Genomic DNA, 13390 nt, shown 5'->3' on the forward strand with positions numbered 1-13390 from the left:
ATGACAATGTCGGCAATCACATGATGTGGCTGGCTATTACCGAGTACCTTGAGAATAGAGGTATTCGCATAGCCTACCTGGCAAGCGATTGGGACTTCAATATGTCCGATATGATTGAGACGGTTGGTGATGGTACAATCTTGTTCATTGGTGGCGTTTCGGTATCGCGACTGTGGCCCGAGCACGCAGCGATTAAGCGCGCGGTGGCTGCAGCATGCCCTGACAATCGCCTCATCTCTCTACCGTCGACAATGCTGTTTGTTGACGAAGACGATCGGCGGGAGGCGAGCACGATTTTTGGCGAGCATCGAGACGTTATCATGATGGCACGCGATCCTGTGAGCGCAGCATCGGCGCGAGATGTGTTTCCCGATCATATATCGGTCGTCACCATCCACGACTCGGCTTTCCTCTTACCTCCCCAGCCGCGCATCACTGATCTCATCCAGCATGATGTGATCTGGCTCGCACGAAACGACATGGAGAGTGCGGGCTTCAAAGTGCCCGATGATGTAATGAAATTTGACTGGCCATCACTGGAGCGTAGAGTGGTCAACGTGATGGCGGGGCGTGTCGGGTCGAAGCTCGGCCGTAAAGTGCCAAATGTGCTGTCATTCACAAATAGGATTGTCGGCGCGTCATACCGTGCGATATCGCAGCACGTTCTTTCTAATGGAAATCGTTTGCTTGATCAGGGGAGCGTGCTTGTCACGGACCGACTGCATCCGCACGTTCTCGCCGTATTGCGTGGTCAGCCCTGCGTTCTTCTGCCCGACCGCTTTGGCAAGAACCGCAGCGTATGGGAGTATTCGAGTCATACTTATAATACGCTTCATTGGGCGGACGAGCCCGAGGAGGCGCTGGAGGTCGCTTATGCTCTCGCATACCCGCAGGTTACGGAGCGTCGACGCGCATGTTAGGTCTATCTATCTTTTATGAATAGATATTGTTCGTCTCCGAAAAAAATTCATTTGAATATTACTCGCTGTCGGGCCACCACCCAAATTGCGCGCCGTGCGTAAACGGTTGGTATTGCGTATTGCTTCTCCCGCTCCATAGCTGGATCTGGGCATAACTGCGAGCGCCAAGCAAACGCTTAGCTTGATATACCCACCAGCTTCTCAGTTTCCAATAGTCTGGGCGCAAGTCTAGCGCGAACTTGAGGCACTCCTTAGCGGCATTTTTGTCTTTTTTTTGTAGTGCAATTCCAGCCAGCCAAAATGCCTCTGAAGCAAAACGCGTGCGCATCTCGTTTATCCATATCGGGAACTCAACGATATGGCCTCCCCAAACCCGGCAGGAATACACACACGTCTCAAATTGCTCACGTAAATCACCCATGGGCTGGCTAATGTATTTTGAAGACATGTTATTATCATGCCACCGGTAATAGGCTTGAGGCGCATTCACCACCCCGATGTCGCTTTGGGTGGCAAACCTCATCCACATTTCTACGTCGCACGTGTGTGGAAAGTCAGGATTGTAGCCGCCTATCGCCTTCTGTGTGCTAGTCCGTACAAGTGCCGTTGGCGAAGCTACGGGGTTTTTGTTTCGGCAAAACCGTTCGATAAACCGCTTGCCTGACACCTTGCGAAAGTCGAATTCGTCCTGATCCTCGGCGGGATACTCATCATTAATTTCGTTGACAACAACCGCCATGCCATAGGTCATCCCAATTTCGGGATTGCGCTCCATGACTTCGGTCGAACGGGCCAAAGCGCCAGGTGTAAGTGCGTCGTCTGCGGACAAAAGTAACGTATACGGCGCTGTGGCCCATTCGATTACACCACGATTGGCGGTGCCAACTAAGCCGAGGTTGCTTGCGTTGCGGGAATAGGTCACGCGGTTATCGGATGCTGCTAGGCGCTGGCCTACTTCTGGGGTATTGTCAGGTGAGCAGTCATCAAGGATGAGTACCCTGACTTCAACGTCGCGTTGCGAAAGAACAGTCTCAACACAATATTCGAGATATTTAGCGTAGTTGTAGCAGGGAATTACCACATCTACACGAGGCGTATTCAGAATCTCGGCCAATTTGCTCCCGCCCCAGCTCAGATTGACGCTTACTTGCGCGTCGCTTTTTTCAACATATCGCTTACAAAAACAATATCGTCGTTATTCATCTGAGGATAGAGCGGCAATATGATGCGATTGTCTTGAGCGAATTCGGAATGGGTAAGCGGAGCATTGAGAGGCATATTGCTATAAACTTCTTCTCTGTGGGCACACATAATTCCGCGGCGTGTAGACACGCCTGCATCGAGCATTTTCTGCATGACTTCTCGTTGATCGCTCGTGGAAGGTATTTTTACCGAAAAGCTCTGCCAATTTGATCGTGCCCATGTCGGTTCTTCGGGTAGGCCAATCCACTGAGCTGGGGCGAGTTGGGTTTTATACTCTTGAGCAATCTCACGACGGCGGGCGGTAATGCCGGGCAGGCGCTTCAGTTGCTCGCGGCCAACAGCGGCCTGAATATCTGTCATACGGTAGTTGTAACCCATCACTGGATGGGTTTCGAAGATGACTGTATTGGCTTTGTGCCGAACAGTGTCTGGAACACTCATGCCGTGCTGACGCAGAAGTCGAAACTCTGCGGCCCAATCATCGTGCGGTGTAGTTATCATGCCGCCATCACCCGTCGACATGATCTTGCGTGGATGGAATGAAAAGACGGCTGCGTCTCCGCGGACACGACCGACCTTTTCCCATTCATCTTGCCATTTTATCTCGGATCCAGCTGCGCAGGCCGCGTCCTCAATGACTTTCAGGCCGTGCTTGCGCGCTATGGTAACGATTGCTGCGAGATCTGCTGGCATACCCATTTGATGTACCAGCAAGATTGCGCGCGTTTTGGCAGTTATGGCTGCCTCAATCAGCGTCGGATCCATGTTGAAGGTTGCCGGGTCAATATCAACGAATACCGGCTCGGCGCCGCAATAGCGCACTACATTTGCCGTGGCGATGTAGGAGTGGCTGACTGTAATGACCTCATCACCTGCAACGACGCCTGCAGCGAGGAGCGCAAGGTGAAGGCCGGTTGTGCAGTTCGATACGGCCACGGCATGCTCGGCGCCCATATACGCCGCAAATTCCTTCTCGAAAGCAGCTACTTCAGGGCCTTGGGTTATCCAGCCTGACAGGATGACCCGCGCAGCGGCGTCGGCCTCGGCCTGGTCCATGACAGGTCTGATAATCGGTATCATTCGAACATGTCCTTGTTGGCTCGCCACCAGGAGACCAGGCGCTCAAGGCCTTCTTCAAGATCAATCTCCGCCTTGAAGCCCAGGAGCTTCTCCGCCTTCGATGTGTCGGCCAGTCGCCGGGCCACCGGGTTGACGGAACGCTCGGGGCCATATTCCGGTATCATGGACGGATCAGCCCCCATCACCTTCATCAATGCTGCCGCTAGTTCGTTCAGATTAGTTTCTACGCCAGAAGCGATATTGAAGACTTCGTCGGACACGTCCGATTTCAGCGCCAGAACGTTGGCGCGCGCGAGATCTTCTATGTTGATGAAGTCCATCGAAGTTTTGCCATCGCCGAGAATAAGGGGCGGGGTGCCTTCTTCAATACGCTGCATCCAGCGAACAAGAACTTCCGTATACTTGCCGTGGATGTCCATGCGCGGTCCATACACATTGAAGTAGCGGGTCGAGACATAGTTCAGGCCGTACATGTCATTGAACGAGCGTAGCAGCCCCTCAAGCATGATCTTGGACGCGCCATACCATGTGCGGTTGTTGTAGGGGTGGTGATCCTCTGTGGTGGGGAATGTATCCGCCATTCCATAGATGGACGCAGACGACGCCGCGAGAACTTTCTGTACGCCACACTTCTGTGCCGCTTCAATCACGTTATATGTGCCGTCACACATGACTTCCATCGCTTCGCGCGGATCAGCCGCACAGGCAGTGATGCGTATGGCGGCCATGTGAATCACGGCATCCGCGCCAGCGGTCACATCCATAACGGCTTTCACGTCACGGATATCACCTTTGACAAGCTCAACGCGGGAATCTTGCATGATCTCATTCACGTTACGCATGGAGCCGCGAACAAGATTGTCAAAGATCACGATCTTCTTCGGGCTGCTCGTTGACAAAATCTGGTCGATGGTCGTGGAGCCAATCAGGCCACACCCGCCCGTGACCAGGATGTTCGCGCCGTCGAGATTCATTTTAGTCGCCTTTGTCTTACTCTATGCTTTTGGGTCGTGATGAAACGACGCTGAATTTCTCACTGGGATTAGGGGTCTCTAGAGCGCCTTCACCGCCTCAACGACTTCGGCCTGCATGTCGCCTGTTAGCTCCGGATACATCGGAAGGGACAACACTTCATTGGCCGCCTTCTCTGAATGGGGGAACTGGCCCTGTTTGTAACCGAGGTCGGCATAGGCCGGCAGCAAGTGTACGGGGAAGGGGTAGTGGATGCCTGTCTGTATTCCCTTGCCGTTTAGCTCTTTGATCCACCGTTCGCGCTCGGCTGTGCGGATCACGTAGAGATGATAGACGTGCCGACGGTTGTCCATCTGGACAGGCGTTTCGATGCCGCTGCCAGCGAACATTTCATCATACCTGCCAGCGGCGTCCCGGCGCATCTCGGTCCACTTCTCGATATACTTCATCTTTACACGAAGCACGGCACCCTGGATTCCCTCAAGGCGCATGTTGAAGCCTTTCAGTTCGTGATGATACTTCTTTTCTGCGCCCCAGTCGCGCAGCATACGGACCTTGCGATTGAACTCGGCATTGCCCGTGACGACCATGCCACCTTCACCCGCTGCGCCGAGATTTTTGCCGGGGTAAAATGAAAAACCAGCGAGATCACCTATAGAGCCGGCGCGCTTGCCTTTGTATTCTGCACCATGTGCCTGCGCTGCATCTTCAAGGACAATTAGGCCATGCTTCTTTGCGAGGGCCATGATGGGGTCCATGTCGGCCATTTGGCCGTAGAGGTGGACGGGGATAATTGCCTTGGTGCGTGATGTGATGGCGGCTTCAAGAGCGACAGGGTCCATAGTGTAAGTGATGGGGTCAATGTCACACAGCTTGATGGCAGCGCCTGTATAATAGATGGCTGCTGCTGAGGCCACGAAGGTGTGCGGAATGGTGATAACCTCATCGCCCGGCCCCACGCCGGCGGCGAGCAGGGCAAGGTGGAGAGCGCTAGTGCCATTGTTCACGCCTGCAGCGTACGTATTGTTGCAATAGGCCGCATATTCTTTTTCAAGCTCTACGACGTCTGGCCCCAACGTGAAGGCGCAACTTTCAAGCACACCCTGGATGGCCGCATCGATTTCAGGCTTGATCGAGTGATACTGGGCCTTCAGGTCAACAAACGGGATCATGCGGACTTTCCTTGACGTGGGAGATGGACGGTTTCACCGCGGCCCCGCATGGAGCTGGTTGCGGCTTCGATGACTTCGACAACACGAAGACCCAGATGGCCATCGGTGATTGGCTTGGTGCCATTGACGATACAATCAACGAAATGTTCGCCTTCAACGCGGAGCGCTTCAGCGCCATCGACTTTCGGCGCCCACATGTCGCCCGTCCGATAGCCCACACGCATTTCGTGGATCTGCTTCGGGTCATCCGTGAAGCTGACGCCCTTGTCGTAGATCTTCAGTTTTTCGGACGGCTCGAGATCATCATAGGTGATCATCTTGTTGGCGCCGCCAATCAGGATCTGGCGCACCTTTACAGGGGCCAGCCATGACACATTGGCGTGAGCAATCAGGCCGCTTTCGTAGAACAATGTGATGTACGCGAGATTTTCCGGGGTGCCCGGGAAGTGGTTGATACCTGCTGCCGACACGGCCACCGGGTGCTCATCGAAGAGGTAATCGAGGATCGAGAAATCGTGGACACCAAGGTCGGAAATCACATTCACGTCGCGTTGGAACAGGCCGAGGTTCACGCGAATTGAATCGTAGTAGAGAATTTTCCCGAGGTCGCCGGCGTCGATAAGCTCTTTCATCTTCCGGACAGTGCCGGTGTAGATGAATGTGTGGTCGACATGGAGGATCAGACCGCGCTTTTCCGCCTCTTCGACCAATGCGCGGGCCTGCAACGATGTTTCAGCCATCGGCTTCTCAAGCCACACATGCTTGCCGGCCTTGAGGGCGGCCATGGCAAGGGAGAAGTGGGTGTTTACGGGTGTTGCAATGGCAACCGCATCAATCTCCGGATCCCGGATCATTTCCTGGAAGTCGGTCGTCGTTTTGGTTGCAGGGAAGCGACGCGCAACGATCTCAAGAACCTTTGGATTCAGGTCTGCGACTGTGTGAACGCGTGCCTGCTGCAGCTCGGAAAAGTTACGGACGAGGTTCGGCCCCCAATAGCCGTATCCAACCACGCCAATATTGACCAATTTCGTTTCTTCAGTTCCGGCGCTCATTCTCGGCCCTTTATGTGGTTTAGTGGCAGGGCCGCGGACGGTTTTGCCGGTGGTGTTCTTAGCTGTTACGGACATCACCAACTACCTTTGCTGGCACTCCAGCTACAATAGCGTGATCCGGGACGTTTTTGGTCACGACCGCACCTGCGGCAATGAGCGCCCCTTCACCGATCGTGATGCCACACATGATCGTTGCGTTGGATCCTATAGAGGCCCGGCGTTTAACTTGTGTGAATTCAAGCGTCCAATCTTCATCAGACTGAGCTGAACCATCAGGATTTGTTGCGCGTGGGAAGCGGTCATTGGTAAACATGACGCCGTGGCCCACGAACACTTCATCTTCAATTGTCACGCCTTCGCAGATGAAAGTGTGAGATGAAATCTTGCACTTTTCGCCAATTGTCGCGCCCTTCTGGATCTCGACAAAGGCGCCAATACGGCTGCCGTCGCCGACCTGACATCCGTACAGGTTGACGAGCGCCGGATGATGAATGGTTACATCACCGATTAATCTGACTGTATCCGAAATAGGCATTTGCGGTCCCCGAAAGCTTGATGGCCCAGCGGTATGCAAGTGTCAAACCAAGTTCTGTGCAATGTTTTGACGCAAGGGAAAAAGCTCGTGGATACAGGCAAAGCTTGAAAATCCGGCCTGTATGGGCGCACCACAGGCCGAATTTGCAAGGTTAGGACTTCAGCGGGAAGTGGGGACTTCTCGACTGTTCCAGTTGGCCGTTTGCGAGGCTTGCTTGTTTCCTAGGTGGGTTCCTACCGCACTGATGAGGGGCAGCATGGCTTTGGAGGCAATTGCCTGAACTTTGTAGCTGTGACCGATCATGGGTAGTTTGCGGATCATGGGTCGAACGACGCCATCATGATAACGCCATTTGGTCAGTTTTTGATACTTCTCGAAATAAGGGTCAGATTCGAGACCCCACTTCTTGCGGAAGTGGTTGAGGCTTTTGCGCTGCCAATTGGGCGACCAGCGCAAAATGAAGATGGGTCGGTCCATTACCTCGACCGGATTGTGGCGATCAGGATGGCAGAATGTGACCACTGAAGAGGGTTCCAGCATGATCCTTCCGCCATTGGCCCAGATTGTTATGCTGAAGTCGATATGGTCCTTGGAGCAAGGCATGTTCTCGTCGAAATCGCCGAACCGCTCGAATGTGTCCCGCCTGACCAGAATGCAGTGGACTTCGCAGACTTGGGTTTCCGTACGTTCCAGTTCGACCTCGTCGACACGCTTGCCTTGGTGGTTGAGGTGCTTGTCCGTAAGACGGCGCGATTGGGTGGGGCCATTGAAGAAGGCATCCATATCTTCAGTGAAGTTTCCGCCAGCCTGGTGAATTTCCGTGTGCAGCGGCATGCCTTGGCATATCAGAGGCTGGACGACCTCCGCGCCGGTTTCCTCGCCACACTTGATCAGCGCTTCGAGCCAGCCTTCAGACGCCATGACATCATTTTCAATATACGCCACATACTTTGTGCTGGACATGTGATGCCCACGATTGCGGGACTGGCAGGGGCTAAGAAAATGGTCAAAGCGCACATATTCAAAGGCATTTTTCTCGCAAATTTGTTTCAGGTTCTTCGCAACGTAGGGCGGGCTCCCCGCATCAATATAGATGAGTTTGTAGGGATGCCGCGTGACAGCTACCAGGTTTTCAAGCGACCTGACAGCGAGACTGAATCGGTCGCGCGCTGTTACCACTACCGTCACATCGGCCTGATTGTTCTTTAAATTCGTCATGGGATTAGACTTTCAACTTGTCACGATTTGCGGGAGTGGGCGCGAGGAGGCTCAATGGAGGTTTTTCTCATAATGGCGGATCAATTGATCGGTACAGGTATCGAGAGCGTACATCGACTCGACCTTTTTGCGTGCCCGATGTGTCAGTGCGGGCCAGTCCGCGCGATTCAATACGAGCCGCTCGATGGCTTCGCAAAGACTGGCGACGTCGCCTTCCTTGGCCAAGGCGCCCGTTTCGCCTTCGATGACGAGTTCAGGTATGCCGCCATGATGCGTGCCGATTACGGGTCGGCCAATGGCCATGGCCTCTTTAAGCGTATTGACGGGGGCATCCTGGCCACCAATTGCGCTGGTCATGGAAGGCGCCAGAAAGATGTCGGTCTGGCCTATCAGGCTCGCAATTTCCGAGTGATCGCAAGCGCCATGGAAATTCACGGCATTGGCGATGCCTAGGCCGGACGCTAAGCTTGTTAGGTCTTCTCGCATCGGTCCATTGCCGACGATATCCACTTTGATCCGTTGTGAAGACTGTTTCTGGAACTGAGCAATCGCTCGCATCGCGATGTGAAAGCCTTTCCGTTCAATCAGCCGTCCGACCATCAGGAATTTGAGTGGTTCACCTTTGGTCAGGCGAGGTGACGAAAAGGGAAAGTTCTCCAGCCGTATGCCCGACCCTATAACGCCAATGCGGTCCTCCGGGCAGCCGAGCGCGATCGCTTTTCGACGGAAATAGTCGCAATTTGCAATATAGCTGCCTGCTTCTGGCCATACATGATCGAAGACATGGGGGCCGACCGCTTCGACGGTTTCAGTAATGTCATATCCCCTGAAATTAACGACAATATTGCCGCTCAAGAAACCGGCCTTGCGGTGTTTGATGACACTCTCGGCGAGTGTCGCAAATTGGCAGTGAAGAATGTCATACTCGCCGCCTCCCTCAAAACCACTCGCTTGGTAAAACGCCGACAGATCGACCAGTGAGCGGCGATAGATGTCGGGGCGAAGCCGCGTCAGCGACACAATCCCGTTTTTCCGTGCGATTGTGCCCAGAGCGGCCGGCAGACCGGCAAATCTTGCCGTTCCGGAATTGGGCCACCTCATATTCACAGTGTGCTTGTCCAACCCATGGCCCACAAGCGCTTTGACCGAAAGACCAGTTGGCTCGACATTTCCGATCCCGTAAATGTCCACGCTATGTCCATGATCAATCAAAGCCGCGGCGCTGTTGGCGATGAACGCTTCCGACATCATCGGGAAAGCATTGACAAAAAAAGCGATTTTCATTCGCTGAGCCTCCATTTTCGCCGGAACCGGAACTCGTGAACTGCTGTTAGCATGACGGGTTGGCGCACAATTTGCTACAGCTGTCAGAGCAAGTTCGGTGCCATGACTTGGCGTACCAATTTGGGGTCAGAAGCGAGCATCTGTAGTAATGTCGGAACAAAATATGACGAGTAACAATGTTACGGTCCTCATTCCGACCTTCAACAGGTCGGGCTTTCTGGTAGAGAGCATAGAGTCCCTCTTGGCTCAAACTTGGCCTATTCACAAAATCATCGTCATTAACGACGGATCCAATGACGATACGCTTGAGGTACTCAAAGCTTATGAAGGACGTGTAGACGTCATCTCGAAGCCCAACGGCGGTAAAGCCGCCGCGTTAAATATGGCCCTGGAATTGGTCTCGGACGGATTGGTCTGGATTTTTGACGACGACGACTTGGCGCTTCCTGATGGACTCGCGACCTTGATGAAGGTCCTGTTGAACGCGCCTGACGCCAATATGGCTTATGGCCGTCATGAGCGCTTCACGGTCGATACTATGGGTGCCGTGCGCATACTTGGAGACGGTTACTGGCGCGACTGTGAATCCGACGAGTTTCTGGCCGCGACACTCGAAGATATGTTTGCGCATCAACCAGGCATGATTGTTCGCAAGGAACTCTACGACATGGTCGGACCGTTCGATGAGAACCTCGTGCGCTCACAGGACTATGACATGCTGATCCGTCTTGCGCGGGTCGCGACGCCCGTGTCCACGGAAGACTACATATTCCGGCAGCGCATTCACGATGGTGTCAGGGGAACTAAGGAAAATCAGGTGGATTTTGAGGCGATGTCATCGTCTTGGGCGCAATTTGACAAGATCATTTTTCGTAGCATTCACCCCCAGCTCAAGCTCAGCGAATACCTGGGCAAAGGCAAGAAAGTCCATAACCAGGCTTCCAAACGCCATGCGCTGATCAGGCGGAGTGCGGTGATGGCCCGCAAAAAACTCTGGTCGCATACCATGGATGATCTCAGAGAAGCGGCAGCCACCAGTGACGAACCTCTTACACCCTCGGAAATCACGGCATTGAGGCGGGCTCTCGCATCTAAATATGGCTGTGACGAGGTCTTGAAGGACCCCAAACTGGTGGACGAACTGTGCAAGTTGGCCATGTCTTCCGAGATAGGCTCGCAAATTGTCGCCTCGCTTGCGCGTGGCCTGAGATGGCGCGTTCGCTCAGCACTATTTAGTGAAAACCGTTGGAATTCTGTTAGATATTTCCTGCTAATGAACAAGCTTGGCAAAGCATCGTCCATATTTTCAAAGCGCTACCAGCACGAAGCAGCTGCTTCGATGAGGCTGTTTCAGAAAGTCGATCGCTCCAAATGACACAGAGTCTGCTTCGACGCGCCGGCAAAGCGGTTGCCCTGAATGCGCTTGGCAACTGGTTTGGCATGGCAGGCAGCATGCTGTCGCTGGTATTCATCGCGCGCCTGTTGTCGCCGATGGATTTCGGTATTTTTGGCATGACATTGGTCATTTTCTCTATTCCAGAGATTTTCGCGTCGGGCAGCCTGAATGATGCATTGATACAGCGCCGTGATCTTCAGGCGGGCCACATTAGTTCGGTTTTCATGCAGTCGCTTGTACTGGCAGCGGTCTTCTGGCTTGGAATAAATTTCGCGGCACCATTGATCGCGCATGCGTTCGATCACGCTGAACTTGTCCCAATGATACGGTTATTCTCCATATCTTTGTTCATCGGGGCACTAACCTCCGTTCCGGCAGCGCTCCTGCAGCGTGATCTGAGATATAGCGAAATTACACTTGTTGACGTTATGGGTACGATTGTTGCGGCAGTCGTGGGTATCGTGCTGGCATTCACGCTTCAGAGCGCCTGGGCGCTAATCTACATGGAACTCGCCCGTCGAGTGGTCCGGCTCATCGCATTTACTGCGATGGCCAAATGGAAGCCTTCGTTTAAGTCAAGTTGGGCCGAAACACGGGAACTTTCGCGTTTCAACTCGTTCAACATGGCAACGAAAGTGGTCGTAGCGGCCGACGGGACGGTTTCGCGAGGCTTGGTAGGCGCCATCCTCGGCCCGGCCGCACTCGGCATGTTCAACATGGCGGTGCGACTGCTTGATCAGGCGAAGGCTGCATTCGTGACGCCTTTTGCGGCCGTGTCGCTGCCGGTTGCCGCACAAACACAGCATGACCTTCCCACGCTCTATCGTGCGATCGAAGGCGCAATGAAACTCGCGGCTTTGATTGCTTATCCGACCTTCATCGGGGCCTGTGTTTTGGCGCCTGTCGCGATCCCCGTTGTGTTCGGCGATCAGTGGGTGCCGGCCGTTCCGACCATACAGGTTTTCCTGCTTATGGGACTTCGCACACCAACGACCGCTTTCAATTCAGGCGTCCTGAATGGGGTGGGACGTGTCGACTGGACGTTCAAAATCTCTCTGGTGGGGCTGGTTCTTACGGTGCTGGCTGTTGGGGCAACCATTCACATCGGCCTTGAGGCTGTCGCCTTGGCCATGTTTGCCCAGACGCTTGTGACATGGGCGCTTGGTGCCTATGCGGTCAAATCCTCGATCGGTTTTCCGATGAAGCGCCAGGTCATTGCTGGTTCATCAGCTTTCTTGGCGTCGGTGATTATGGGTGTCATTGTCTGGGTCAGCATGCAGATGATCCAGGATTCCATACATGCCTTGCTGGAAATGGTCATTCTGGTCAGTGTTGGCGTTGTGTCATATGTCGGGGCCTTGTCGCTTCTCTCGCCAACGCTTGCGAAGCGCATCGTTCAGGCATTGATCATGGTCGCGCAGGGACGCCGGGAAGAGGCGATCACAATTGCCAAGGGCGCTGTTTAGTAAGTCTGCCGTAAACTACGATGCAGCCAGTATCTTTTCGATAGGCTGGACCTTGGCCTCTCGTTCAACTGACTGTGGCACAGGCTCCTTGCCAAGCGCATGACGCACGATGCGAGTGACAAGGGTTGCTCCAATCTCAGGAGGTGCCGCGAACGTCGCGAGCGCCCCCACAAGATCGCGTTCCCGGACTCGTTCGATCAGATGCATCCATGACCAATGCTTGTAGGCCTGCATCTTGTGGCGGGATATTGATTGTCTCGCTTCAGCCGTTAGGCCGGAATGCGTAAGGTACTCACGATCCCGATCAAGCACCCGCCGTAGATCTGCGGAGGCGAATTCCTTTGACAATGAGTTCGGGTAGTCGACCGAGAAATATCCGCATGGGTCGATGAGACCGAAACGGGCGCCAGCCAGAAGGCAGCGCATATAAATGTCGTAGTCCTCCGACAGGCGCATATCCTCATTATAGCTGATCGCATTCGCTGTAAGAAACTCGGTCCGGATGATCGGTTTCAAATAGCCCAGCTCGCGGCGGCTGCCCGTGCGTGCATTGAGATTCTCGAGCGCAAACATGCCTGCATCCATGCGAACCAGGCCAATAGGTTGATCTGCCCAGAGACGCGTGCCGCTGGCCGGCTGGGGAATGGCAGGCACTCGAACAAGGTCGTCTGCGACGATGTCGAGCTGTTCGTTTACACCGACATCCAACATTTTCCGTAGTCGGTCCGGGTACATGTAGTCGTCTGCATCAAGGATAGCTATCCAGCCGCTTTTGACCTCTGATATTGCGCGGTTTCGCGCTGCGGATGGGCCCCTGTTCTGTGGCTGCACGATAAGCGTCAGATTGGCATTCTGATTTACGAGTTGCTGAACCTTGGTGACGGTTTCATCCTTCGAGCCGTCATCGACCACAATAATATTGACCGGAATGGTCTGGGAGAGCGCACTCTCTACCGCAGCCTCAATGGTGGCGATGCTGTTGTAGCTAGGGATAACAACCGTGATGTCACTCAAGGGGGCGCTCCTGCATATGGCGCGAATACGAATTTAGAGCGGTATAAATGCAATATTCGCGCCGGAGTATGCTCGAAT

Annotated in this window: 12 protein-coding genes; 3 read left to right on the plus strand and 9 right to left on the minus strand. The window is 54.0% G+C overall.

Features of this window, described 5'->3' with window-relative positions; all coding sequences use genetic code 11:
• Positions 1-920: polysaccharide pyruvyl transferase family protein (locus HOC_RS16270; RefSeq protein WP_035540563.1), on the plus strand; the 920-nt coding region annotated here is incomplete at its 5' end.
• Between the two features lie 58 nt (positions 921-978).
• On the opposite strand, the gene HOC_RS16275 is transcribed toward HOC_RS16270, so the two are convergent.
• From HOC_RS16275 to HOC_RS16310, 8 genes are all read right to left on the minus strand, one after another.
• The gene (locus HOC_RS16275) at positions 979-2034 is read right to left on the minus strand and encodes a glycosyltransferase family 2 protein (RefSeq protein ID WP_051625007.1); all 1056 of its coding nucleotides are present in this window, start codon (positions 2032-2034) and stop codon (positions 979-981) included.
• A 29-nt stretch (positions 2035-2063) separates the two neighbouring features.
• The gene (locus HOC_RS16280; RefSeq protein WP_035540565.1) at positions 2064-3203 is read right to left on the minus strand and encodes a DegT/DnrJ/EryC1/StrS family aminotransferase; all 1140 of its coding nucleotides are present in this window, start codon (positions 3201-3203) and stop codon (positions 2064-2066) included.
• Positions 3200-4177, minus strand: a complete 978-nt coding sequence (locus HOC_RS16285; RefSeq protein ID WP_035540567.1) for an NAD-dependent epimerase/dehydratase family protein — start codon at positions 4175-4177, stop codon at positions 3200-3202. Before HOC_RS16285 ends, HOC_RS16280 begins: the two co-directional genes overlap by 4 nt.
• Before the next feature lie 78 nt (positions 4178-4255).
• Positions 4256-5347 (minus strand): DegT/DnrJ/EryC1/StrS family aminotransferase, encoded by a 1092-nt coding sequence (locus HOC_RS16290; protein ID WP_035540568.1) that lies wholly within the window; start codon positions 5345-5347, stop codon positions 4256-4258.
• Positions 5344-6399, minus strand: coding sequence for a Gfo/Idh/MocA family protein (locus HOC_RS16295; protein WP_035540569.1), 1056 nt, complete (start codon positions 6397-6399; stop codon positions 5344-5346). The genes HOC_RS16290 and HOC_RS16295 overlap by 4 nt, the downstream gene beginning before the upstream one ends.
• Positions 6400-6457: 58 nt before the next feature.
• Positions 6458-6934: an acyltransferase gene (locus HOC_RS16300; RefSeq protein WP_035540571.1), complete on the minus strand. Its 477-nt coding sequence runs from the start codon at positions 6932-6934 to the stop codon at positions 6458-6460.
• Positions 6935-7093: 159 nt separating this feature from the next.
• On the minus strand, positions 7094-8152 hold the full coding sequence (locus HOC_RS16305; RefSeq protein ID WP_051625008.1) for a glycosyltransferase family 2 protein: 1059 nt from the start codon (positions 8150-8152) through the stop codon (positions 7094-7096).
• 51 nt (positions 8153-8203) lie between these two features.
• Positions 8204-9436 carry a glycosyltransferase gene (locus HOC_RS16310; RefSeq protein WP_035540573.1) on the minus strand — a complete coding sequence of 411 codons (1233 nt, stop codon included), beginning with the start codon at positions 9434-9436 and terminating at the stop codon, positions 8204-8206.
• Between the two features lie 163 nt (positions 9437-9599).
• Between HOC_RS16310 and HOC_RS16315 the strand changes: the two genes are divergently transcribed.
• Positions 9600-10811, plus strand: a complete 1212-nt coding sequence (locus HOC_RS16315; RefSeq protein WP_051625009.1) for a glycosyltransferase — start codon at positions 9600-9602, stop codon at positions 10809-10811.
• 77 nt (positions 10812-10888) lie between these two features.
• Positions 10889-12298, plus strand: a complete 1410-nt coding sequence (locus HOC_RS16320; protein WP_241767066.1) for a lipopolysaccharide biosynthesis protein — start codon at positions 10889-10891, stop codon at positions 12296-12298.
• Between the two features lie 15 nt (positions 12299-12313).
• Here the strand turns inward: HOC_RS16320 and HOC_RS16325 are convergent, their stop codons facing one another.
• Positions 12314-13312 carry a glycosyltransferase family 2 protein gene (locus HOC_RS16325; RefSeq protein ID WP_051625010.1) on the minus strand — a complete coding sequence of 333 codons (999 nt, stop codon included), beginning with the start codon at positions 13310-13312 and terminating at the stop codon, positions 12314-12316.
• Positions 13313-13390 lie beyond the last annotated feature (78 nt).

The sequence above is a fragment of the Hyphomonas oceanitis SCH89 genome (genome assembly GCF_000685295.1).
Taxonomy (GTDB): domain Bacteria; phylum Pseudomonadota; class Alphaproteobacteria; order Caulobacterales; family Hyphomonadaceae; genus Hyphomonas; species Hyphomonas oceanitis.